This is a genomic window from uncultured Aquimarina sp. (assembly GCF_947495315.1).
GTDB lineage: Bacteria > Bacteroidota > Bacteroidia > Flavobacteriales > Flavobacteriaceae > Aquimarina.
On record NZ_CANLYD010000014.1, the window covers coordinates 82,028 to 105,408 of the forward strand.

Here is a 23,381-nt window from a genome sequence, read left to right on the forward strand (position 1 = left end):
GCGAAGTAATCTGTTTAATTTTAGTTCTGGACATATTGAAGCGAAGTAATCTGTTTAAATTTTGTTTTTCAGTTCTCTTAATTCTAGATTTTGATCGATCCAATCAATTGATAAATCTTCCCAATCAGGATTTATACTATTTATTAATCTTTCTTTTCTTTTTCTATTTCCTGCTTTTAATTGTTTTTCTCTTTCAAAGGCTTTTTTAACCGAGTCAAGCTCTTCAAAATAGACTAACATGTAACAGTTGTATTTCGCAGAGAATGAATTTTTAAAAGTCTTGTTTTTGTGTTCATTCATTCTTCTAATGATGTCATTTGTTGCTCCAATATATAATACAGTTTTATTTTTATTGGTGGTTATATATGTATATCCTTTGTTCATTTGATCATGTATTCTTTTGCTTTGATTTAAGTTTTAGTTGTGTTTTAACAGATTCCTTCACGGTGTTCGGAATTAGTACTTTCAAATCTTCTAAGGAGTTTGCCTCTTTTATTTTTTTATCCTGTCGCCATCTCAGAATTCTTGGAAAACGAGTAGCAACACCGCTCTTATGTCTTTTGGATAGTGCGATTCCTTCAAAAGCAATTTCGAAAACTAACTCTGGAGTTACGCTTCTTACTGGTCCAAACCGTTCTAAAGTGTTTGCTTTTATAAACTTATCTACTTCTCTGAATTCAGCATCGGTAAGACCAGAATAAGCCTTTGCAAAAGTGACTAACTCTGTTTTTTCTTCGTTCCAGAGCCCAAAAGTATAATCGGTAAAAAGATTTGATCTGCGACCATGTCCCCGCATTGCATAGGTTAACACCGCGTCTATAGTTAAGGGGTCTACTTTCCATTTCCACCAATCTCCTTTTTTGCGACCTACTAAATAAGGAGAATCTTTTCTTTTTAGCATCAACCCTTCGGATCGTACTTCTCTGGATCGGTTACGCTCATCAGCCACTTCCTTCCAAGAGGTAAAAGTCATTTTTTCTGAGAGAAGAAGTGGTATTATGGATTCTGGATCAAGTCCAGAATGACAGGTCTCTTGAAATAGTTTTTCCAATAAATCACGACGTTCAGAAAAAGGAAGGTTTCTAATATCTTTTCCTTGCCATTCTAAAAGATCATATGCTTTTAAAATTACTGGAGTTTTTTCGAGTAAATTTTTAGAAACGGTCTTTCTGCCGATTCTAGTTTGTAAATCATTAAAAGTTCCAATTTCTCCGTTAGGAAAAGGTAAGATTTCGCCATCTAATACAGTTCCGTTAGGTATGATATTTAAAAACTTCTGAAATTCTGGATACTTGTCCGTTACCAATTCTTCGCCACGACTCCAGATAAAAAGTTCATTGTTTCTGATAATAACTTGTGCTCTAATACCGTCCCATTTGTGTTCTGCATACCATTCTTCTGCATTCCCTAGATTTGAAACTTCGTTTTCGATGGCATATGCAAGGTAGAAGGGATAGGGTTTCGAAAGAAAGTCAGATTCTTTTTCTTCTAATACTAAATCCTGAAATGTGATTGTATTGGGATTCCAATTCCCCATCAATTTATAGGCTAAAATATCCTCATCAATTTGTGTAGCTTTCGATAAGGCACGTGTCATTAATTTTTGACTTACTCCAATCCGAAACCCACCGGTAATAAGTTTTGTAAAGACAAAGCGTTCATAGTAGTTAAGAACTGTCCAGTTTTTCTGAAGATATGTACGTTTTTCTTTATCAGACTCTTTTTTCAGTCTAATCATTTCCTGAAGAAATTGAGTAAGCGTTTTTTCAGAGCTTTTTTTTGAGATCGGAATTACCAAAGCAATGGTTTCTGCCAGATCTCCTACAATATGATATGATTCTTCAAACAGCCAAAGTGGGATATTCGCTAATTCTGAAGCCCACGTTCTTAGCAATGTTGTATTTACTGGTCTTGGAGGTCTACGATGCGAGAGTATGGCAATAGTCCAAACTTTATCGTCTTCTGGTGCTTGCTCAAAATAAGATGCCAGTGCATTTACTTTTACATTGGTTTTGTTAGTGCTGTCTAAAGTTTTGATAAGGTTTGCAAATTGCTTCATTCAACTACCTCACTTTCTTTTTTAGATTCCATTTCAGCGAGCTCTCCTTCGTATTGCGTTTTCTCTGTTCGGGCATCATAGCCAATTTCCCGAAGATATTTAGAGAATATTTCGGTATATCCGTGTGTGCTTATAATTTTAGTAGCTCCAGTTTCTTTAACAGCAGTTAATAATCCATCCCAATCACAATGATCGGAAAGCACGAATCCTTTATCAATAGCTCTTCTTCGGCGAGCACCTCTAAATGTCATCCATCCACTAGCTGAAGCGGTTACATATGGAACCATTTTTCTTATCCAAGTACTGCCATGGGTACTTGGTGGGGCTATAACTAAGTTTCCAATAAGCTCTTCTTTTTTAGTTTCTTTTGTGATTAAGGTAGTTTCTGGAAAATCTATCATAGGTCTTATAACATTCGTCATATTCTCGATAGCACCGTGTGTATAAATCTTACCAATCTCGGGGTTTAGGTTTTTTAATAATCTTTGCGCTTTTCCAAGGGAATATCCAAACAAGATAGAGGTTTTTCCTTCAGCTTTATTTTCTGCCCACCATTGGTTAATATTTCCGAAAACCTCTTTCTGGGGAGTCCATTTGAATGCTGGTAAGCCAAAAGTACATTCAGTGATGAATGTGTTACATTTTATAGGTTCATAAGGAATAGAAATACCATCATCTTCTATTTTGTAATCTCCTGTAAAGACCCAGACTTCTCCTTTGTGTTCAACCCTAATCTGTGAGCTTCCGATGATATGTCCTGCAGGGTGAAAACTAAACTTTACATTATTTACTATGAATATCTCTCCATACTTTTTTCCAATAACTTTGATGTCTCCTAATCGATGTTTTATGATTGGGATATTGGTGTGGTGCGTTATATACTGTTTATGTCCCCATCGACTGTGGTCTGCATGTCCGTGCGTAATAATAGCTTTATCTACAGGTTTCCAGGGGTCCAAATATACTTTTGCCGCCGCGCAGTATATTCCTTTATCTGTAAATTGAAGCAAGGGGGTTTTACTCATTTTCGACAATAAAAATTGAAAATTATCAGAAAGTTAATAATTAGTAATCTTCTTATCGTGCTTTTTTGAAAGTATTAGTAATTGTTCTACTTTTTTTAAATGGAGTACGTAGATATTCTTCTTTACCCTATGATTGAGATATTCTTGAAATAGCTCAATGAGTAAAACTATATATTGAGAATAGGTTTTGATTATAAAAACACCTGTTTTAAATTTTAAAAGGTGTAGAGTTTAGTTATATTTGCGGCAAATTAAACAAAAGTACATGATGTCTATATCTGATTTATTTGATAGTGGTTTTCAAAAACGAAATCAAGATCATTTTGCTGCGATCGTTAGAGTAGCTATGAGTGATGGAATAATAACGGATGAAGAAAGAGCTTTCTTAGATCGATTAGCTCGAAATCTTAATATTTCTGAGAATGATTATAAGGAAATATTAAAAGATTACGCTTCTCGTCCTATCAATCCTCCAACAAGTTATGATGCAAGATTAGAAAGACTTTTTGATTTAGCTAGAATGGTATATGCGGATAATATAAAAGGAGATGATCAAGTTATTTTATTAGAAAAGTTATGTATAGGACTAGGTTTTAGATCAGATAATGCTAAGTATGTTGTAGATAAAGCCCTTTCATTAGTAGACAAAGAAGTAGATGTAGATACTTTTGCGGATGAGATTAAAAATATGAACCGATAACTTTTATCGTTTCAATAAATTATATAAAAAAGCCGCTTTATAAAGCGGCTTTTTTAGCTATTTGTTTAACTATTTTGTAGATTAAATCTTCTTGTTCAAAAGGTTTGGCAATAAAGTCATCCATTCCAGATCGAAGACATTTGTCTCTTTCTATTTGAGTAGATTTTGCCGTAAAACCTATTATAGGAACTTCTGAAATTACTTTGTCTCCATAGTTGTTTCTTATCATATGGGTTGCCTGATATCCATCGACCTTGGATAGTTTTAGATCCATCAACACCAGATCATAATTTCTTCTTTCCAGATAACTGATAGCTTCTTCTCCATTAATAGCTACATCGACAAAGAAACTACCATGACTGATCAGGATCTTCATGATTAAAAATTGAGTAGCTTCTTCATCTTCTACTAGCAGTACTCTGAATTTCTTTTTAGATTCCGGTAGACTATATTTTTTCTTTTTCTTTTCGGGAGAGGATTTTGTAACTTCAAACTTAAAAGGTAATTTGATATCGAAAATGGTTCCGTGTTCCGGTTTACTTGTTACTTTAATTTCTCCGCCAAGTAGATCTACCAAATCTTTTACAATTGCTAATCCTAATCCTGTACCTGAAATTTGTTTATCCTCATTAAAACGCGTGAATCTATCAAAAATAGTTGCAAGGTTTTCTGTCTGTATTCCTAATCCAGTATCTTCAATTTTAAAGCTAACGCTTAACTTATTGGTGCGTTGATAATTTTTAGTAACCGAAAGACTTACTTTGCCTTCTTCTGTAAACTTGAAGGCATTGTTAAGAATGTTGTTTAAGATCTGAAATACACGGGTTCTATCTCCAATAAGATATTCCTGGATGTTAGGATCAATATAAGTTTCGAATTCTATCTCTTTATCTTCAGCTAGTTTAACATAAGTTTCTTTAAAACCTTCTACAAGATTAATAAATAGAAACCGCTCTTCGACAATCTTAATTTTACCGGATTCTATCTTAGCAATATCAACCATATCCTCAATCAGGCTATTGAGGTGCAAGCTTTGCCGCTTTATGATTCTTGCTAGTTCTTCTTGTTCAAAATTTAAGTTTGTTTTTTCTAATACTTCTATAAATCCTAAAATCCCCGTTAATGGTGTTCTGATTTCATGATTTATATTGGAAATAAAACTATTTTTAAATTTCTCTTTTTCAAGAAGGTATTGATTCTTAAGTTCTAATTCCTTACTCTTAAGAATAGATTCATTTTTCTGTTGAGCTATTTTGTTAAGCTCATAATATTTTGAGGTATAATCAAATAGTAGAAGGATAACCTCCTGAGCGTTTACCTTTATTGTTACATCACAAATTTTTTCAAGTTTTCCATCTTCTAGATGAATGCAGGGGAAATTATATGTAGTTTCTTCTTTTTCAAAATCCTCAATAAAACTTTTTAATATTTCAAAAAAAGGATGCGCATCATAGATAGAAGTTCCTACTTTCCATTGGAATACATTTGCATCGGTTTCCTTGATTTTTCCATCATGATGAACTACAGTGCATTGTGTTTTTTGATTAAATAGCAACCTTTCTTCTTGATATGTCATAATACTAGGCAGTTATTTCCTTGGCAAGATCTAAGAAGAAATCCTGCACATTTTTATTAGTTTTTGCACTCGTTAAACAATCAACAACAATATTTTGTTCTTTGAACTTTGTTATAGTTTCCTTTTCATTCACTAAATCTAATTTATTACCTATAACCTTAATCTTTACTTTTGGATGGTTTTTAGCTAGATACGCCAGATCCTTATTAAGGTCTTTATAGGTATCAATTCTGGTTAGATCAAATACATAAATAAAAGCATTGGATCCCAATAGATATGATTTTCTTGTATCTTCTATATCTGCGTGACCTTCAGTATCCCAAATGATCATAGATAGTTCACGCCCATCAGGCATTTCGATTACTTTCTTTTTTATCTGAACACCAAGTGTTACTTTATAATCTTCAGAAAATTCGTTGTCGATAAAACGTCTGAATAAGGACGTTTTTCCAACACCAAAGTGTCCTAAAAGCACTACTTTTTTAGACAATTTCATCTTCAAAATGTTTTTTTAATTTTTTAGTAAAAAGCTCACTGTTTTCTAGATCTCTTTTGGAAATATTATGTTGAGCAAAATTAATAATTTGATCTTCTAATACCTCTTTAAACATCATATTATATGCACCAGAAATAACGGCGGCAATATAATAAGAATAAAAATTTTGTACGTGAATAGTATATAACTCGTATTCGATTGTTTCGAGGTTTTGATTTCCTCCCTGAAAAGCATCTTCTACAAAGCTTTTAATAGCGGTTAGCATACCAGCGACCATATCCTTGTCTACAGTGTTTTCTGATAAAGGGCTGTAGTCTGCTATCAATAATCCAGAATCTTTTTCAATGACGAACATTTGGATCAACCTTGGTTTTGCATAATCAGTGATGACTAAGTCACCATCACTAATTCCTTGTGCTCTAGCTTTGGTTCTTTTAAACCAATTTTTGAAAGAGAAAGCCTGTCGGGTTTTTTTATTAATATTTTCACTCAATATTTTCATCTCGTGTGCGATATATTTCTTTATCATCTTACCGATAATAGGAAACAACGCTTCGACTACGGCATCCTGTGAATTTTTGATTTCTTCTTTTAAAGCTTCTGTAATGGTTGGCCCCAGAGTTTTGGGTATTTCCTGAACAAATTCTTCTAATTTATCATCTATAATAGGGTCAACCTTATGAGAAAGTTCTTGTTTTTGATGAACTATTTTACTTAGTTCATCGACTTTTTTTGCAATGGAGTCTGCATACTCCTTCTCTTCAGTAAGAAGAAGTTCTTTAAGAATCTTAAGTTTATCCTGCTCTTCCATAATCTAGGATAGACAGATTACTTCTTGTTGATTTTCTCTCCCATAGCGATCAGGAGATCACCTAATGTTTTTCTATCCACCTTTTTATCATCCAGCATTTCTACCTTATCCTCCAGATTATCCTCCAATTCTGTAATTCTAATATTGATATCAGTACTAAGATTGTCTATTGCCTGGTTTAATTCTTTACGAGTATTTTCGATGAAATCTTCAAGCTCCTTTTTTTTAGAAGAAATATCTTTTTTTACTGCATCAAATTCAGAATTGTAAGCTGCAATATTCTCTCCGAAGATTAGGTTCTTTATTGCTTCTATTTTTGAAGATGGATCGTTTACTACTTTTTCTTCAACAGCCTTATTTTCTTTCGCCATTTTGGTTAATTTATGTTGTTGTTTTTATGAGCTATACGTAAATTTAACATAAAAACATTAAAAACTAGGGTTATGGACTGATAATGTTAAATGTTGTTTGCTTTTATGACGAGTAAGATAGATTTATTTAACCATAGACCTTAAAGAGGTTATGTGGGGAGAACTCTTTTGGTTTTTTATCTATAGTACAAGAATAATAAAAAATAATAGTATTCAGTTTGTTTATCTATCATTTTTTTTGAATGATAGATAAAATAAAAATGAGTTTAAAAAAAATGTAGAAATGACTTTCTGGAATTCTCGGATCTTTTATGATTCCGTTGCCTTCATAAAAGATTCTACTTTTTCTACCATATTTTTACTACCACAAATAAAGGGAGTACGTTCATGTAATTCTGTTGGTTTGATCTCTAAAACTCTTCTGAATCCATCACTGGCAGATCCTCCTGCTTGTTCTGCTATAAAAGCCATAGGATTACATTCATATAATAAACGAAGTTTTCCATTAGGAGATTTAGATGTACTTGGATACATGTAAATTCCACCTTTAATCATATTACGGTGTATATCACTCACTAATGACCCAATATATCTAGAAGTATATGGGCGGTCTTCTTTTTCTTCTTGACAGTATTTTATATAGTCTTTGATTCCTTGCGGGAAATGAATATAATTACCTTCATTTACTGAGTAAATGTTGCCATCCTCAGGAAATGTCATATTAGGATGTGATAAATAATAGGTTCCTAAAGCTGGGTTTAGCGTAAAACCATTAACACCATGTCCTGTAGTGTATACCAGCATTGTCGAAGTCCCATAAATAATATAACCCGCAGCAACCTGTAAATTACCTGGTTGTAGGAAGTCATCAATAGTCACAGGTGTTCCTGTAGGGGTTACTCTCCGATAAATCGAAAAGATGGTCCCAACCGAAACATTAACATCGATATTAGAACTACCATCTAATGGATCCATAAGAACAACATAATTGTTCCTGTGATCACTTTTTTGCCCTTTAATGGTAATAAAATCATCATTTTCTTCAGAAGCTATTCCACAAACAATTTCTCGATTTGTAAGTGTATTGATAAAGGTTTCATTAGCAAGAACATCTAGTTTTTGTTGATCTTCTCCTTGTATATTAGTCTCACCAATCGCTCCTGTAATATCAACCAAGCCAGCCTTGTTCACCTCATGGTTTACCATTTTTGCCGCTAAACGAATTGAATTGATCAATCGAGAAAGTTCTCCACTGGCATATGGGAAATCTTTTTGATTTTCAATAATAAACTCTCCTAAGGTTTGGTTTTTTCTTGCCATCTTGGTTATGTTGATTTTGTGCAAAAATATTATTTTTTAGATAACTACAACGTTTTCGCTATCCTAATTTGTTAAACTTTTTTAAGAATTATAAAAACTGAAATTAGATTGGTATAACATTGTAAAATTGTCTGGTTTCTGATACATATTTTATAGTTTTGATAAACTTTTGACCTATGGATTATATAATTAGAGATGCTGTGGCCGATGATATGCCACAAGTACTAACACTTATTGAAGAATTAGCAATTTTTGAAAAAGAACCGGATGCTGTAGACGTAACAGTTAAGGACTTAATCAAAGATGGTTTTGGAGCACAACCATTGTTTCATTGCTTTGTTGCCGAAACAAAGGATGAAATTGTAGGTTTAGCATTAGTTTATTTTAGATTTTCTACCTGGAAGGGAAAAACAGTACATCTTGAGGATCTCATAGTTAGAGAGTCTATGCGAGGAATTGGTGTCGGAATGGCATTATACAAAAGAGTTATGTTATATGGAAAAGAAAAAGGAGTAAAAAGAGTCGAATGGAATGTTTTAGATTGGAATAAACCAGCGGTTGATTTTTACTTAAAAAGTGGTGCTAAAATTCTGGAAGGATGGCAAGTTGTGCAAATGGATGAGCAAGGATTAAATGAATTCGTTTCGAAAATTTAATATTGATCTATGGAATCTGAGATGGTCACAAAATTAATATATTAATGAAAGTTTTTAAGTTTGGTGGAGCATCTGTAAAAGATGCTAAAGGAGTAAAAAATGTAATCGAAGTATTAAAGAAAGTAGGTAATTCTAATATAGTGATTATTGTTTCTGCAATGGGTAAAACTACCAATGCTTTAGAAATTGTTGTAGATCATTACTTAAACAATAGTCGAGAACTTAAAAACTCCATAGATTTTATAAAGAAATATCATATTGAAATACTAAAGGATCTTTTCGAAAATAAACAACATCCGGTGTTTGAGAAGGTCAATTCACTTATTTCGGATATGGAGACCACGCTAAAGAGAAATAAGTCCGTTCAGTATGATTATGTATATGATCAAATAGTTTGCTACGGAGAATTAATTGCCACAACGGTAGTTAGTGAGTATTTATCTTTAGAGGGATATGCTAATAATTGGTTGGATGCCAGAGAAGTTATCAAGACAGATGATATCTATCGCGATGCAACGGTTAACTGGGAGGTAACTCAACAAAGTATTACCGAAAAAGTAGATAAAAAGGGGTTGACAATAACACAAGGTTTTATTGCATCCGATGCTAATAATTTTACTACCACATTAGGTAGAGAAGGTAGTGATTATAGTGCTGGGATTTTTGCATATTGTACAAATGCCAATAGTGTATCTATCTGGAAAGATGTTCCTGGAGTACTTAATGGAGATCCAAGAGTTTTTGAGAACACTAAGTTGCTTTCACAAATTTCGTATGAAGAAGCTATAGAATTGGCTTTTTATGGAGCTTCGGTGATTCACCCAAAAACCTTACAACCATTACAACGAAAAGAGATTCCTCTATATGTTAAATCATTTATTAATCCGCTGGATGATGGTACTTCTGTTAAAAAAGGGCAAAGATTAGTACCTCACATACCTTGTTTTATTGTGAAGAAAGATCAAATATTGCTGTCACTTTCTTCGTTAGATTTTTCTTTCATTGTAGAAGATAACATAAGTGAAATTTTTAGTCTTTTTCATACCTATCACTTAAAAGTAGATCTTATTCAGAATTCTGCAATAAGTTTTTCTGTATGCTTGGATGATAAATTCAATCATTTTGATCAATTGTTGTCACATTTAAAGGCAAAATTCAGCGTTGTATATGAAAAAAGTGTGTCTTTATACACGATTAGACACTTTGATGAAGAAGCAATACAATCTTTAGAAGAAAACAAGGATATTTTGCTTAAACAAAGTACAAAAGAAACCTATCAAATGGTTGCAAAACAGTAAGATGTCCTATTGCATGATTTTGTTATATTTGTAGTTAGCACAAAACGTATTTAATGGCGGTAGTCACCTCAAAAGAAGTAGCCAAAGGGCTTAAATTGGATAAACTTGGCTTTATTGGCACTTTTATTGGTTGGATGATTCTAAAAATCACTCGGTTATCAAAAGTTAATCGCCATTATGATAGTATTAGCCACTTAGAGGGTAAGGAATTTGTTAATAAGGTTTTAGATATTTATGGAGTTACTTTCGAAATTCCACCAGAAGACCTAAAACGATTACCTAAAAATGGTGCTTTTATTACATTATCAAATCATCCACTTGGTGGACTAGATGGGATCTTGTTGCTTAAATTAATGTTTGAACATCGTTCTGATTATAAGATAATAGCGAACTTCCTTTTACATAATTTTTCTCCTTTGAAGCCATATATCATGCCTGTTAACCCTTTTGAGAACAGAAAGGAAGCAAAGTCAAGCATTAAAGGAATTAGAGAAGCAATTTTACATCTTAAAGACGGAATGCCATTGGGGATTTTTCCTGCAGGCGAGGTATCAACCTTCAAAGAAGGTAAACAATATGTTGATAAACCTTGGGAAAAAGGAGCAATGAGACTTGTGAAAAAAGCAAAGGTTCCGGTAATTCCGATATATTTTCACGCAAGAAATAGTAGGCTTTTTTATAAGCTGGCATCGATAAATGATACATTGAGAACAGCTAAACTGCCTAGTGAACTTTTTTCGCAAGAGAATAAAGTAATAAAGGTTAGAATTGGTAATCCAGTATCTGTTAAAGATCAGGAAGAATATAGTAATATAGAGAATTTTACAAATTTTTTACGTAAAAAAACCTATATGTTGGCTAATCCTTATGAGAAAAAGACATTGATGGAGTCTATACCTCAAAATTTAAAACTTCCGAAATCTCCAAAAGAAATTGCCTCTGGAGGAAGTATTAATTCTATCGAATCCGAATTAGAATATTGTCGTAACAATGATAAGCGTTTATTAGCTAGTAAAAACTATGAAGTTTTTCTAGCTAAAAAAGAGGTGATACCTAATGTTGTTCATGAAATAGGTAGGTTACGAGAAATTACTTTTCGAGAAATTGGAGAAGGAACAAATCAATCCATCGATTTAGATCCATTTGATGATTATTATCATCATATGTTTTTATGGGATATAGGAGCAAAGAAGATAGCAGGTGCTTATCGCATGGGAATGGGTAATGAAATCTATGCTAACCTAGGTATTGATGGGTTTTACTTACAAGATCTATTTAGGTTCGAACCAGAACTTCATAAAATGATGAGCGAATCCATAGAAATGGGTAGAGCTTTTATTATTAAAGAATACCAGCAGCGTCCTATGCCGTTGTTTTTACTTTGGAAAGGTATTGTACATTGTACACTCCGTTTTCCTGATCACAAATACTTAATTGGTGGAGTAAGCATTAGTAATAAGTTTAGTAATTTCTCTAAATCATTGATGATTGAGTTTATGAAGTCTCATTATTACGATCCGTATGTAGCTCAATATGTTAGGCCGAAAAAGGAATTCAAGGTAAAACTTAAAGATGCTGATAAAGATTTTGTGTTTGATGAGAGTAGGAGCGATCTCAACAAATTCGATAAGATTATTGATGAAATCGAACCAGGAAGCCTTCGTATACCTGTTTTAATAAAGAAATATATCAAGCAAAATGCAAAAGTGGTGGCATTTAATGTAGATCCATTGTTTAATAATGCCGTGGATGGTTTAATGTATATTCGTATAGCAGATCTTCCTGATAGCACAGTAAAACCTGTTATGGAAGAATTTCAGGCAGAATTGGAGCAGAAATACTTTAAGAATGGTGATAAATAATGTAAACAGAAACCTTCAAGATTTTTAGTGCCCTGAAGGTTTGTTATAACTGTTTTACGAAATACCCTTTAGGACATTATTTTCTACAAAATCTTTACAATACTCTTTAATTTGATTTCTTGTTTTAGTGAAAGCTGCATGAATTTCCTCTTCTGTTCCTTCAACTTTTGAAGGATCAAAAAAGTTGTAATGTAAACGTTCTGCTTTACCTGGGAAGAAAGGACATCTTTCTTTTGCGTTATCACAAACCGTTAGGATATAATCAAAATTTATATTCAGATATTCTTCAAGATTGTTAGATGTATGATTAGAAATATCAATTCCATCTTCTTTCATGATCGAAATAGCCTTCGGATTTACTCCATGAGTTTCTACACCCGCGCTATAAATGGTTGCATTGTTTTTTGCAAAATACTTTAGATAGCCTTCTGCCATTTGACTTCTGCAAGAATTTCCTGTGCATAGTACTAAAATGTTCATTACTGTGGTGTTTTTTGGTTATATTATTTTTTTACTTCTACGTTCTAAAATGGTATTGTCATGCCAGGTTTCTTGTAGCTTACCTACTTTTTCCCGATATCCAATAATCCTGAATCCTAAAGAGGTGTGTAATTTGATGCTAGCCGCATTATTACTAAAAATTCCTGCTTGCAATGTCCAGAATCCTTCTTGCTCACTTTCCTCAATAAGTTTTGCCAAAAGTAGCTTTCCTATACCAAAATTTCGATATTTTGATGTTATGTAAATGCTAACTTCAGCAACACCGCTATATACATCTCTATTAGAAACCGGTGATAGTGCCGCCCAGCCTATAATTTCATTTTTCAGGACAGCTTTTAGCCTACAAGACTTACTATGTGATTGATTCCATTGATTCCAATCAGGTACATTAGTTTCAAAAGTTGCTATACCGGTATCAATCCCTTCTTTATAGATTTTGGCGATATAGGACCAATCCGATTGATTAAAAGATTGTATTTTAATCTTGGAGTTCATCTAACAACATCCACTGCCTGGTGCACATGATGTTGCTTCTACAGCAGATGGTTCTGGAACACCGCAGGTTTCTTTGGCTTTGCAATCTGTCGGTTGTACAGCTAGTTTTATGATCAGTTGTCCATCGTTAATTGTAGCATTTGTAACGTGTAAATGTGCTGTGTGAAACATAGCATTTCCGTATTCAATTTTTACTGGAGCATCCATATCATATGCTGTCATTTTTCCTACTTTACGAAGAATACCTAACGCTTTGTAAGCGCTTAAGTAGTCACGCTTTCCTAGTTCGCTTGGGCTTTCCCATAACTGAATAATCGTTTCTTTCCAGGAATCTGTTCCAGCTCCACAATCTACAGAATCAATAGAAACATGTTTAACTTCCGTGATATGATAATTAGCACCTACTAACATTCCCGGAGCATATTCAAAGAGTAGGGGTTTATCTTGATGTTCTCCCAATAATGAGATAAATTCTGATGTATTCATAAGGTTCGTTTTATAATTAATTTCTTGTTAGTTCTAACAGCAATTTTGTTTTGTAGTATTAAAAAATGAGTTTAGGTTTTGTTGTAATTCATTCCATGTATCAATATTGATACAATAGCACATGCTTTTTCCTTCGACCTCTCCTTTTAGCAATCCAATACTTTTTAATTCTTTAAGGTGCTGGGATATGGTAGCTTGTGCTAACCCAATTTCTTCTACCAGATCATTACATATACAAGCATTCTGTTTACTTATGTATTGCAGTATGGCAATTCTAGCAGGATGACCAAGTATTTTAAAGAGTTGAGCTAGCTCATTCTGTCTTTGATCAAAAATTTGAGTTTTAGTAATACCCATGACTTATATTTTAATATCGCAATATTACGATATTAAAATGAAATAAAAAAGCTAGATTATTATTTTCTAGCTTTTTACATATTTTTTAGAACCAAGGTTTTTTTCCTACTTGATAGGTTTGATAAAATTCATCATCTGATTTGGTTAGGTAGATAATTCCTTCTATTAATCCAATAAGACTAGGTACCCAAATAAAAAGTAATCCAACTGCCAGACAAGATAGAACGTATGCTGCTAAAGAAATACCTAAAAGGATAAAGCCTTCTTTTTGATATCCTAAAATGAATTTGTGTATTCCTAAACTACCTAGTAGAATAGCTAAAATACCCGCTAACACTTTTTTATTATCCTTAGAATCAACAAATTGTTTTGCTTCTTGAGTAAACTCTTTAGCACTTTCTTTTACTGTTTCTGCTGCTTCTTCGGCTCCTTTTTTTAAATCGTCACCCAAATTGTTGTTTTCTTCACTCATAAGTATGTTTTATATACAATTGATTAATGCGTAGAAAGTTACAAAAAAATATGATTGTATAGGATGATCCTGAAAAGGTAACACTATAGAATTGACATGTTTTTGTTAATTTGATGATTTGTACATTTTCAATGATTTCCTAAAAATGAGAGTTATGTATCTCTAGTTGCTGTAAACAATAGTTTTTTAAGCAGCGGCACTAGTTGTTTTTGCTCTTTTTCAGAAAGACCACTAACCGCTTTACTTGCTTCAGCGAAACGAACTTTGATAGCTTTATCAATTATTTCAACTCCTTTTTTTGTAAGAGCAGCGGCCTTAATACGTCCATCTTTTGGATCTGGAGAACGATAAACAAGTTCCATTTTTTCTAGTCTGCCTAATAGTGCTGTCATAGCGCCAGATGTTACTAATACTGATTCTCGTAATTGTTTGGGCGTTAAGAGATAGGGTTTCCCGGATCGTCTTAATGTAGCTAGTACATCTAGATCCGTATAATAAATGCCACTATCTTTCAAAGCAGCACCAGCACTTTTTTCTAACTTTTTGCCAAGTTGCATAACTCTCCCTACTATTTCCATAGCGGATGGGTCTAGCTCTGGACGTTGATTTTTCCAATCAGAAATTAAATGGTCGATGATGTCTTTTTCTATCATATAAAAAAGGTAAATGTTTGTTTTTCAGAAATAAAATTACAAAATATATCTCAATATTAAGATATTTTATATAGATTTGCAAAGTATCTTAATATTAAGATACTTTTTAACCCTTAAAAATGTAAAACAATGAAACTTATCACTTTTTATTTATTTGGAGTAGCATGTACTTTTTTAATTTTGGGATGCGAATTTTCTAAGACGAGTACTAAAAACACTATAGCAGAAAACACTATAGCAGAGTACAAGGAGCCAATAAAGTATAATTATGCCCCAACAGTATTATCTAAAGACACTACTCAGTTATGGATTGCAGAAGGTTCCATAGAAAAGGATACAGTACTTATTCTTGGAGATGGAGGCCCTAAAAATCAGTTGGATTATGAGTTTAATGGGAAGATTTCGATGTCATATCTACCTAACTTTAAGAATTATTATAACGTCAACCTTCATCAAGCTACTACGTATAATAAAGAAATTTTTAATTGGAAAGATGAATTTAACTTAGAAATGGCAGAGAAAGAAACCGCCAATACTTCAGAAATCATGTATCGTGCGATCAAATATTTTAAGGATCGTGGTAAATATGTTGTTGTTGCAGGTCACTCGTACAGTGCATTTGTAATTCCAAATTACCTTGCCAATTATCCTTCCTTAGCGGATAAATATATAATCACTGGAGGAAGATTTAAGGCAGATTCTCTGCAGACCGTATATCAACTTAAAGATATAAATGCCAATTTTCAAGAAGACGGTAAAGCACTGAGAATACCTGATGAGAATAGACCTCCTAATCCAAACCGTTCTAGGAAATATTTTCAAATAAGAACGGCTAAAAACTTCCTAAAAGCTGCTATTGGACAACATGATTATACCCAACTATTAAAAGATAAAGAAGACTTATCTAATATCACTTTTTTCTACGGTAACAAGGATGGAAATGTAGGTGTTCCCACCTCTTATGAATTAGACTTTCTTAAATCTAAAAATGTTCAGGTTATAGAAGCAGATAGTGATCACTATAATATCTGGAAAACAATGATCGATAAGATAGAGTCTGGAGATGTAAGCTTATAAAAATGCTTTATCTATGGGTTCCCATAGTTCAATTTTGTTGCCTTCGGGATCCAGAATCCATCCGAATTTTCCGTATTCGTATTCTTCGATTTCGCCAACTATTTTTACCCCTTCTTCTTTTAGTACTTTTAGAAGTTCTACTAGATTTTCCACTCTAAAATTCATCATGAATTCCTTTTTGCTGGGAGAAAAATAGTTGGTATCTTCTTTAAACGGGCTCCACTGTGTAGAACAATCATTTCCATCTTTATCTTTCCACCAGAAAGTACATCCATAGTCATCAACAGGTAATCCTAAATGCTTACCGTACCATTCTTTTGTTGTTTTGGGGTCTTTTGTTTTGAAAAAAAAACCACCTAATCCTGTTACTCTTTTCATCTGTTTTTTTAATTTGTTTTTTCTTTATAGAAAGAATAATATTACTGTTTTTATTTATTTTTTATAGCAGACTCATAGGTATCTATCCATTCTTGTGGAGTCATTTTGGTAGCTAACTCGCCGATCAATTGTAAAGGAATTTGATCGATTTTTTTAAAACGGATACAACTTTTTCCCATGTCTAATTTTGTTTTTACATATTTTGGATATTCTCCTACAAACCAATCCATTAAATTCTTATCAGCATAAATCCCAGAGTGATAGATGGCAATAAAATTTTTCTGAGAAGCAATATTCATAAAAGGTAATGGTAATTTAGAATCACAATGATATCCATCAGGATATAGTTCATGTGGAACTACATAACCGATCATTCCGTAGCTAATTACTTCAGAAAATCCTTTTGGCAAGTTGTCTAAAATAACCTGTCTAAGGTTTTGCATTACTTCTTTACGTTCTTCAGGAATTGCCTCAATATATTCATCTGGTGTATTGGCTTTGTATTGCATACTGTTAGCTTTAATTATTAGTTGAAGGTTTTCGTTGTAGAATGAGCCCTGAAATTAGTGAAATTATAAATCCTATGATAAGTACAGTTGCCGACATTAATAAAAAATTCATCAATGGACTGGAGAACATTTCTTTTTGAGCTTCTAATTCGGCTAGTTTTATCTTATATTCTGCTTCAGGAAGAGAGTTTGATAGTTGTTCGACCATACGAGTATAGTATTCTGTGGTAAAATCGGGATTGATATATTTTATATAAATCACATCCAGAAGTCCAAATGCAATAGCAGCAAACAGAGAAATGAGCACACCTATTGCTAATGCTTTTCCAAAAGATACGACTCCGTTATTTTCTTTATCTCGATAGTGTTTTATCCCAAAGAAGACGAAAATTAAAGACACTACCATGGTGGTATAACCAATAACCTCTTGCAAGCCGTATGATAGATTTTTACCTAAAAACAATGCTAATAGGAATAGTACAGATATGGTTATTGCTCCATATACTCCGTAGCGTAAAACAGTATTTTTCATTTGTATGTTTTTATTTAATGATTTATGTCAAAAGTAGTTTCGAAAACTAAAAAATCACTCATACTAAAGTATGAAATTACCATGTTTTCAAAAAATGTACGCATCGGAATGCAATAAACAAATTGTACAGGACTCTTGTATAAAAATCTTTTACAAAGGGATAATCTGAAACTCTTTTGCAATTTGTATGGCTTGAGTTCTACGTTTCGCGTCTAATTTTACTAACATGTTAGATACATGGGTTTTTATGGTGCTTTCGGAAACAAAAAGCTTTTGCGCAATCTCTTTATTTGATAATCCTAAAGCTATTTCGCACAACACTTCATATTCACGTTTGCTTAATCCTAGAGTTTCTATTTTTTTGTGATCGATCTCTTTAGTGATGCCCTTGTACTTATGTAATACTTTTTTATTAATAATAACTCCAATTATGAAAAAGACAATGGCGATTCCGGCAATAATAAATTCTATTGAGGTATTACCAGAAACAAGACTATATGTACTTAACTGAAAAAGTGTAAGTAATGCTACAACTAAAGCTCCAAAAATAAAAATGGTTTTCCTCACGATATAAATGTAATAAAACTGAAGTTTAATACCATATAAGCCAGTTGTTAAGTAGTTTATTTAAAGTGAATTTGATGTAAGAATATATTAGAGTAGTATCTAATTCCTTATTACCTATGTTTATAAGTTTCCTCTCCCTTTGGGAGAGGATTAAGGTGAGGGCTTTGGTGCGAAAACCCCTCATCCTTTCTCTACGCTCCATCTCGCCCATTACCATAGCACTGTCGTCCAGGGAGAAGGAACACATTTTGATTTGAAATATTAAATAGTTTTAATTTATTTAGACAGTAAATTGATTTCTTGCCTTAGATTATTTTTCGCTTGATTTTCTAAGGTATTATAGAAATAATCAGTTTTAAAAATCCTGGGCATATCGATAAAGTGTTTTAATACCTTAATTCGGCCTTTGTTATACATAAAGTCGGGATAGTATTTGTATTCTTTCCTTACATTCTTATAGTATGTTTCGTAATCTGCCCAAGTACTCCCCAAAATAGAAAGGTCGGCATCGGTGAAATGATTGACATCCATTTTCTCCGAAATTTGATGTCCTTTTGTTGCAAGGATAATTTCTTTACAAAGTTGTATTCTTTCAGGATCTATGGATAATGAACGAAGTACATCGATGGCTTTTTGTGCACTCTGTTCTTCATTATCTTGTTTTAAAACATTGTACACAAAATCATGATAGAATATTGCAAATAAAATAATATCCCAATCCAAAATTTCTTCTTGTATCGAAAGTAAGTTATAATATAAGTTTTCCAGATGCGATAGGTTGTGATAATATCTATTTTTCTTACTATGATTTTTAGCGATTTCATCCCATAAAGAATTGGCATATTCTTTATCTACTGAATATTTAGATACGAGCGATATAAAAACTTCTTTTAGCAAAATTCGGCTTTGATTTTATCTACAATGGTTTGAGCAAGTTTTTCTTTAGACTCCTCAGTCCAACCTGCTATATGAGGGCTTAATATCACATTATCTAATTGCAGTAATTCTTTTAATGGTTCCGGCATCTTGACAGAGCCTGATATGATGTTTTTTTCAGTAGTGAACAGGTTTTCAAAAGAAGATTTTTCATATTCTAACACATCCAATCCAGCACCTAAGATCTTTCCGGATTTTAGTCCTTCTACCAAATCTTTTGTGACTACACTATTTCCTCTTGCAGTATTGATAAGCCAGAAAGGTTTTTTGAACTTATTGATAAACTTAGTAGTAATCATTTTATCGGTTAGTGGCGTCCAAGGAGTGTGTAAACTCAAGACATCTGTTTTTTCAAAAAGTTCCTCTAGTATTACCTGCGTAGCGTCGCTATTCTCTATATCAGGTTTGATATCATAACAGATAACTTCTACATCAAAACCTCTTAGTTTACGCGCAAAAGCTTTACCCATATTACCATAGCCAATGATGCCAACTGTTTTTAGGTCGAGTTCTATGCCTCGATTTTCTTCGCGATTCCATTGTCCATTTCTTACCTGATGATCCGCTGTGTTTAATTTATTGAATAACGATAGGATCATTCCTAGCGCGTGTTCTCCTACAGCATTACGATTTCCTTCAGGAGCAGAGAAGAGTTTGATTCCTTTTTTTTCTGCATATTCAGTGTCGATACTCTCTAATCCCGCACCTACACGACCAATAAACTTGAGGTTTTTTGCCTGATCCAAAAAAGCTTGATCTATCTTAAAACGACTTCTGATAATAATACCATGATATTGGCTAATTTTTGCTTCGATTTCTGATTTGGTCGAAGTATAATCTTCTTCGTTTTCAAAACCTACATCACTTAGTTGCTGAATTAGTAATGGATGATTGGCATCTATGTGAAGTATTTTCATGATTTGCTTATTGGTATTTCAAAAATAACCAATAAAAGATGAAATATTTTTAATGAAAGTACAATTATAGCTTAAATAGTTTTTTAAACTCTTCTAAGAAATGTTGTCGGCTTTGTAATCCATTATATCCACCGTTAATAAGTTTAGTGACCATATGGATATCATCAGCATCTGCATATTTGTTGATGTTTCTTTTCTGCCAATACCAGCAGGCAGAAGTTAATGCCCACTCTGGATTCGAAACTTTATCAGGATTAGATATGAAATCCTGTTTGGTAGTGTTAGAAAGCGCTTGGTAGTTTGATTTTCCTGTTAATTGTATCAAACCTCTTCCTCTATATTTCCATCCATCACCACTGGATTCTGTTCCATTACCCATTCTGTTGGCATATACTTTATTAGCAATTTTTTCTGGCTGTCTCGCATAAACGTTTGCAGCTTCTAGAGTGGCGAAGTATTTCCTAAACACCCCATATAATGCTTTTGCAGAATAGTTTAAGTTTTCTGATACGAACTTAAATCCACCACTTTCATGAGCTACCTGAGCAAGAAAATGTGCTTTTCTTAAAGGAGTATTGATATCGTATTCTGGTAAAACGGTGTCAAATAAAGACACATATTTGCTTGCGTACTTCCAGTTTACATCTGGAATTAAAGTCTTGAAATTTTCTTCTGTAATCATGATGCTGAGCTTGAAGGTATGAAAATGGCTTTTATTCTATCAATAATACCTTGTAAAATGCTAAAAATAGCATCTGATGAAAATCCACCAATAAGAGCCATTAATCCTTTATTAAATAGATTAATATCCTGAGCGTCCTTTTGATAAAAAGCGATAATCTCTGAAGAAATCAAACCGGCAATAACACCTAATACAATTAGTGCTATGTAATATATAGTATCTTCTGGTACCAAAGTACCATTTTTTACTGCTGCACTTACACTTTTAAGCAGGTAGAAAAGAACTCCCAAACCAGAGATGGCCGTTAAGAACCCGAGGTTTAGAAGTAGGGACACTCCTTGATTGTCCATAATGCCTTTATCCAATGAATCGTTATTTACATCGGGAGAAAGACCGGTAATAATAAATGCAGCAAGAAAAAAAAGTGCTAGAAAGATTAGATTTCTTACAAGAGGAAGCTTACTGAATAATGTTTTTTCTTTCCCTTGTTGATATAGTTTTTTAGTGTATTCAATGGACTTAGGAGTTGCAGGAGCAATATTTTTACACAATAAATTATGGGCATTTATTAAATCATCTACAGAACTGTTTTGGATAAGGGTATTAACCTCTGTGTTAATGGTGATACCATTATAAATCGCAAACGAAAGCATGTTATTTATCTCGTTGCTTAACTCATTAATAATTTCTTTAGAGATTCCTGGAACAATTTCTGGTTTTGGGGAAATTGTTTTAGTTGTCTCGACCGGGGTTTTAGTTGTATCGGTTACAGTAGCCATAATTTTGGATTTTGAAACTAATTGTTTAGTGCCTTAAAACTATAAAATTTAGACCAGTAAAAAACATAGTATTTATACGTGTTTTTTGATTTTTAAATGGTATTTAAATTAAAACGTGAATGATATTTCTAGTTTGTGTGTTTAAGAGTATTTTCAAAACTTTATTAGTAAGTTTGTGTATCATGAACCATTATTTTATTTCCTTTTTCCTCCTCTTACCTCTATTTTCCTTAGCCCAGGGAGTAGATTCTACCTTAGTCCGTTTACAAAAAGAAGTTAAACTAGCTCAGACAGATTCTATAAAAATAAACGCATTACTAGCATTGGCAGAAGTGCAGTATGATAGAGACTTTAGCATGACAGAGCAACTCGTTGATGAGGCGCTGCAACTAATATATGCAGCGAATGAAAAACCGAATCAACAACAATTAGCTAAAGCGTATGTTGTAAAAGGTGTGATTAACCGCAGAGAAGCAAATCATGCTGAAGCATTGGATTATTATTTTAAAGCTAAAGAGATTTATGAAAGTGAAAATGACTCTTTGCACGTATCTGATGTCTATCACAATATGGCCATGGTATATCGACATCAAGATGCTCATGATAAGGCTATTTCCTTGTATAAAAAATCAATAAAAATCAAAGAACCTTTTAAAGACACTCATGGTATTGCTGCTGGGTACAATATGATGGGTGTTTCCTATAGACAAAGTAAAAAGTTAGATTCTGCTCTCATTTGTTATAAGGAGGCAAAATCACTATTTATTACTATCAATAGTAACGATGATGTGCAAAGGGTTAATAATAATTTAGGAGCCTTATATAGAGAATTGGGTAATATCAATGAAGCTATTAAGTTAGGATTCGAAAATGTTAAATATGCGAAAAAACATAACAGGGCATATTCTTTATGTACAGCATACTATAACATTTCTAACATTTACAAAAGAACCAAAGAATTTGATAAGTCACTTATATATGCCGATTCTTCATTATATATAGCAAATAGAGAAAAGTTTAGGGAACGTATAGCAAAAGCATATCTTAGAAAGAGTTATCTATTTGCTCAGATAGGAAATTATAAGGGGGCTTACAATAACTACCGCATGTTTAATAGGCATTCTGATTCTATTTTTAATATCGAAAACGTAAAAAAAATTCAAGCTTTAGAATTAAATTATAAATTTAATCAGGAAAAACTGGCTGATAGTCTGGCTTTTGCACAAGAAAAAAGAGAAGTAGCATTGTTGGCTGAAGCTGAGAAGTCAAAAAAATGGTTGTATTTTATACTTTTTATAATAACTGCGGTGGGAGCAATAATTATCGCCATGCAAGTCCGCCGTAATTACAAAAGCAAAGCAAGCATTATTGCAGAAAAACTAGAAAAAGAGAAAGCTCAAAAAGAATTGCTAGATCAAAAAATTATAGTCAAAGAAGAAGAAATTAAAAGGTTGGTAGCTGACAATACAATGCGTCTCAACTTTAAAGAAGAGCTACTCAATCAACTTAAAAAAGAATTGGCAGAAAAGAAACCAGAAGAGCTAAGAGCTTCTTTAACCTCGCTAACCAAGGAATTGAAATCACAAATTGGTACCGAGGGTAAACTTACAAGTCTACAACATAAAATAAGTGATATTAATCAGGGTTTTGATACTAAACTTTTAAAATTATATCCTCAACTTACTAAAACGGAAAGAGAAGTCTGTGCCTTGTTACGATTAAATTTATCCATTAAAGAGATAATGACTATTCGTAATGCCTCTCAAGATGCTATTAAATCTGTTCGATATCGTATCCGTAAAAAACTAGGGTTGTCTGCAAAAGAAGAACTGGAACAGTTTATACAATCCTTGTAAAATCCTGTTG

The 23,381-nt window shown here is 32.9% G+C and carries 28 protein-coding genes; 6 read left to right on the forward strand and 22 right to left on the reverse strand.

The window, feature by feature from the left end:
- Positions 1–54 precede the first annotated feature (54 nt).
- From Q0910_RS21065 to Q0910_RS21075, 3 genes are read right to left on the reverse strand one after another with little or no spacing between them, the layout of a single operon-like run.
- On the reverse strand, positions 55–384 hold the full coding sequence (locus tag Q0910_RS21065) for a GIY-YIG nuclease family protein (RefSeq protein ID WP_299221013.1): 330 nt from the start codon (positions 382–384) through the stop codon (positions 55–57).
- 4 nt (positions 385–388) lie between these two features.
- Positions 389–2,059: an ATP-dependent DNA ligase gene (locus tag Q0910_RS21070; RefSeq protein WP_299221016.1), complete on the reverse strand. Its 1,671-nt coding sequence runs from the start codon at positions 2,057–2,059 to the stop codon at positions 389–391.
- Positions 2,056–3,084 carry a ligase-associated DNA damage response exonuclease gene (locus Q0910_RS21075; RefSeq protein ID WP_299221019.1) on the reverse strand — a complete coding sequence of 343 codons (1,029 nt, stop codon included), beginning with the start codon at positions 3,082–3,084 and terminating at the stop codon, positions 2,056–2,058. The genes Q0910_RS21070 and Q0910_RS21075 overlap by 4 nt, the downstream gene beginning before the upstream one ends.
- Before the next feature lie 268 nt (positions 3,085–3,352).
- Here Q0910_RS21075 and Q0910_RS21080 point away from each other — a divergent pair, with 268 nt between their 5' ends.
- Positions 3,353–3,784: a TerB family tellurite resistance protein gene (locus Q0910_RS21080; protein ID WP_299221332.1), complete on the forward strand. Its 432-nt coding sequence runs from the start codon at positions 3,353–3,355 to the stop codon at positions 3,782–3,784.
- A gap of 37 nt (positions 3,785–3,821) precedes the next feature.
- Here the strand turns inward: Q0910_RS21080 and Q0910_RS21085 are convergent, their stop codons facing one another.
- The 5 genes from Q0910_RS21085 to fbp form a co-directional block, all read right to left on the reverse strand.
- Positions 3,822–5,360, reverse strand: a complete 1,539-nt coding sequence (locus tag Q0910_RS21085) for an ATP-binding protein (RefSeq protein WP_299221023.1) — start codon at positions 5,358–5,360, stop codon at positions 3,822–3,824.
- Between the two features lie 4 nt (positions 5,361–5,364).
- Positions 5,365–5,856: a Rab family GTPase gene (locus Q0910_RS21090; protein ID WP_299221025.1), complete on the reverse strand. Its 492-nt coding sequence runs from the start codon at positions 5,854–5,856 to the stop codon at positions 5,365–5,367.
- Complete coding sequence (locus tag Q0910_RS21095) at positions 5,843–6,667, reverse strand: cell envelope biogenesis protein OmpA (RefSeq protein WP_299221028.1); 825 nt, start codon at positions 6,665–6,667, stop codon at positions 5,843–5,845. The genes Q0910_RS21090 and Q0910_RS21095 overlap by 14 nt, the downstream gene beginning before the upstream one ends.
- 17 nt (positions 6,668–6,684) lie before the next feature.
- Entirely contained in the window at positions 6,685–7,038 is a 354-nt protein-coding gene (locus tag Q0910_RS21100) for a fructose 1,6-bisphosphatase (RefSeq protein ID WP_299221030.1), read from the reverse strand.
- Positions 7,039–7,347: 309 nt separating this feature from the next.
- Positions 7,348–8,358, reverse strand: coding sequence for a class 1 fructose-bisphosphatase (fbp, locus tag Q0910_RS21105; RefSeq protein ID WP_299221033.1), 1,011 nt, complete (start codon positions 8,356–8,358; stop codon positions 7,348–7,350).
- A 176-nt stretch (positions 8,359–8,534) separates the two neighbouring features.
- Here fbp and Q0910_RS21110 point away from each other — a divergent pair, with 176 nt between their 5' ends.
- Genes Q0910_RS21110 through Q0910_RS21120 form a run of 3 tightly spaced genes read left to right on the forward strand, consistent with a single transcriptional unit; the run spans position 8,535 to position 12,174 of the window.
- On the forward strand, positions 8,535–9,014 hold the full coding sequence (locus Q0910_RS21110) for a GNAT family N-acetyltransferase (protein WP_299221036.1): 480 nt from the start codon (positions 8,535–8,537) through the stop codon (positions 9,012–9,014).
- A 44-nt stretch (positions 9,015–9,058) separates the two neighbouring features.
- Positions 9,059–10,312, forward strand: a complete 1,254-nt coding sequence (locus Q0910_RS21115; protein WP_299221039.1) for an aspartate kinase — start codon at positions 9,059–9,061, stop codon at positions 10,310–10,312.
- A gap of 53 nt (positions 10,313–10,365) precedes the next feature.
- Positions 10,366–12,174 (forward strand): lysophospholipid acyltransferase family protein, encoded by a 1,809-nt coding sequence (locus Q0910_RS21120; RefSeq protein ID WP_299221041.1) that lies wholly within the window; start codon positions 10,366–10,368, stop codon positions 12,172–12,174.
- 54 nt (positions 12,175–12,228) lie between these two features.
- Here Q0910_RS21120 and Q0910_RS21125 read toward each other — a convergent pair whose 3' ends face one another.
- From Q0910_RS21125 to Q0910_RS21150, 6 genes are all read right to left on the reverse strand, one after another.
- Positions 12,229–12,654 carry an arsenate reductase ArsC gene (locus Q0910_RS21125; RefSeq protein WP_299221089.1) on the reverse strand — a complete coding sequence of 142 codons (426 nt, stop codon included), beginning with the start codon at positions 12,652–12,654 and terminating at the stop codon, positions 12,229–12,231.
- Positions 12,655–12,672: 18 nt separating this feature from the next.
- Positions 12,673–13,170 carry a GNAT family N-acetyltransferase gene (locus tag Q0910_RS21130; RefSeq protein WP_299221093.1) on the reverse strand — a complete coding sequence of 166 codons (498 nt, stop codon included), beginning with the start codon at positions 13,168–13,170 and terminating at the stop codon, positions 12,673–12,675.
- Positions 13,171–13,656, reverse strand: coding sequence for a DUF6428 family protein (locus Q0910_RS21135; protein ID WP_299221095.1), 486 nt, complete (start codon positions 13,654–13,656; stop codon positions 13,171–13,173).
- 33 nt (positions 13,657–13,689) lie between these two features.
- Entirely contained in the window at positions 13,690–14,013 is a 324-nt protein-coding gene (locus tag Q0910_RS21140; protein WP_299221097.1) for a metalloregulator ArsR/SmtB family transcription factor, read from the reverse strand.
- An 85-nt stretch (positions 14,014–14,098) separates the two neighbouring features.
- Entirely contained in the window at positions 14,099–14,485 is a 387-nt protein-coding gene (locus Q0910_RS21145) for a TM2 domain-containing protein (protein ID WP_299221100.1), read from the reverse strand.
- 152 nt (positions 14,486–14,637) lie between these two features.
- Complete coding sequence (locus tag Q0910_RS21150) at positions 14,638–15,063, reverse strand: MarR family transcriptional regulator (protein WP_299221103.1); 426 nt, start codon at positions 15,061–15,063, stop codon at positions 14,638–14,640.
- Positions 15,064–15,267: 204 nt separating this feature from the next.
- Between Q0910_RS21150 and Q0910_RS21155 the strand changes: the two genes are divergently transcribed.
- Positions 15,268–16,215 carry a hypothetical protein gene (locus Q0910_RS21155; protein ID WP_299221105.1) on the forward strand — a complete coding sequence of 316 codons (948 nt, stop codon included), beginning with the start codon at positions 15,268–15,270 and terminating at the stop codon, positions 16,213–16,215.
- On the opposite strand, the gene Q0910_RS21160 is transcribed toward Q0910_RS21155, so the two are convergent.
- The 8 genes from Q0910_RS21160 to Q0910_RS21195 form a co-directional block, all read right to left on the reverse strand.
- The gene (locus Q0910_RS21160; protein WP_091411717.1) at positions 16,210–16,593 is read right to left on the reverse strand and encodes a VOC family protein; all 384 of its coding nucleotides are present in this window, start codon (positions 16,591–16,593) and stop codon (positions 16,210–16,212) included. The genes Q0910_RS21155 and Q0910_RS21160 overlap by 6 nt on opposite strands.
- Positions 16,594–16,643: 50 nt before the next feature.
- Positions 16,644–17,102, reverse strand: coding sequence for a DUF1801 domain-containing protein (locus Q0910_RS21165; RefSeq protein WP_299221107.1), 459 nt, complete (start codon positions 17,100–17,102; stop codon positions 16,644–16,646).
- A gap of 10 nt (positions 17,103–17,112) precedes the next feature.
- The gene (locus Q0910_RS21170; RefSeq protein WP_299221109.1) at positions 17,113–17,634 is read right to left on the reverse strand and encodes a DUF4199 domain-containing protein; all 522 of its coding nucleotides are present in this window, start codon (positions 17,632–17,634) and stop codon (positions 17,113–17,115) included.
- A 150-nt stretch (positions 17,635–17,784) separates the two neighbouring features.
- The gene (locus Q0910_RS21175) at positions 17,785–18,201 is read right to left on the reverse strand and encodes a response regulator transcription factor (RefSeq protein WP_299221112.1); all 417 of its coding nucleotides are present in this window, start codon (positions 18,199–18,201) and stop codon (positions 17,785–17,787) included.
- A 276-nt stretch (positions 18,202–18,477) separates the two neighbouring features.
- On the reverse strand, positions 18,478–19,098 hold the full coding sequence (locus Q0910_RS21180) for a hypothetical protein (protein WP_299221115.1): 621 nt from the start codon (positions 19,096–19,098) through the stop codon (positions 18,478–18,480).
- Positions 19,092–20,054, reverse strand: coding sequence for a 2-hydroxyacid dehydrogenase (locus Q0910_RS21185; protein WP_299221117.1), 963 nt, complete (start codon positions 20,052–20,054; stop codon positions 19,092–19,094). Before Q0910_RS21185 ends, Q0910_RS21180 begins: the two co-directional genes overlap by 7 nt.
- A 64-nt stretch (positions 20,055–20,118) precedes the next feature.
- The gene (locus Q0910_RS21190; RefSeq protein WP_299221120.1) at positions 20,119–20,736 is read right to left on the reverse strand and encodes a glycoside hydrolase family 19 protein; all 618 of its coding nucleotides are present in this window, start codon (positions 20,734–20,736) and stop codon (positions 20,119–20,121) included.
- Complete coding sequence (locus tag Q0910_RS21195; RefSeq protein ID WP_299221122.1) at positions 20,733–21,515, reverse strand: hypothetical protein; 783 nt, start codon at positions 21,513–21,515, stop codon at positions 20,733–20,735. The genes Q0910_RS21190 and Q0910_RS21195 overlap by 4 nt, the downstream gene beginning before the upstream one ends.
- A gap of 182 nt (positions 21,516–21,697) precedes the next feature.
- Between Q0910_RS21195 and Q0910_RS21200 the strand changes: the two genes are divergently transcribed.
- Entirely contained in the window at positions 21,698–23,371 is a 1,674-nt protein-coding gene (locus Q0910_RS21200) for a tetratricopeptide repeat protein (protein ID WP_299221125.1), read from the forward strand.
- The last annotated feature ends 10 nt before the right edge of the window (positions 23,372–23,381 follow it).